Raw genomic sequence first — 435 nt, 5'->3', positions numbered from 1 at the left:
ATCATCATAGGATTTTATGTAACTTATGGTGTTGATAATGTAGATCGTTTTGTACTTATGGATCCTCCAGAAGTTAAGAAACTTTTGCCAGATGAGTATCGTGCATATATTTATATAGAAACTTTATATAGTTGGATTTTAATTTCGACACTTTCAGTACCTTTTATAGTCCTTTGTTTATTGCAAGCTTATCTTTTTAAATGCTATAGCACAGGAGTAAAACGTAAAAAAATAAGTTGGTTGATAGGGTTTGTATTTGGTACATCTATTTTAACTTTTATTATATTAATGTTTTTTAATTATATAAATGATGGAAATATTTATTAGACTTTAAACTTTATAGTAAAGATTTCATTGCTAAGCTTGATTTCAAAGATAAAGCTTATAATACACTTTATGATACAGGAGTTTAAATGATAGAAGCTATTGGTTTAG

1 pseudogene is annotated in these 435 nt (G+C 26.2%); it reads left to right on the top strand.

From position 1 onward, the window contains the following. Window positions 1-327 (top strand): annotated as a pseudogene (locus tag CQA75_RS09325) (hypothetical protein); the annotation flags it as partial. Window positions 328-435 lie beyond the last annotated feature (108 nt).

The organism is Campylobacter taeniopygiae (assembly GCF_005406225.1).
In the GTDB taxonomy this organism is placed as follows: domain Bacteria; phylum Campylobacterota; class Campylobacteria; order Campylobacterales; family Campylobacteraceae; genus Campylobacter_D; species Campylobacter_D taeniopygiae.
This window is presented reverse-complemented; position numbering and strand designations above follow the sequence as displayed.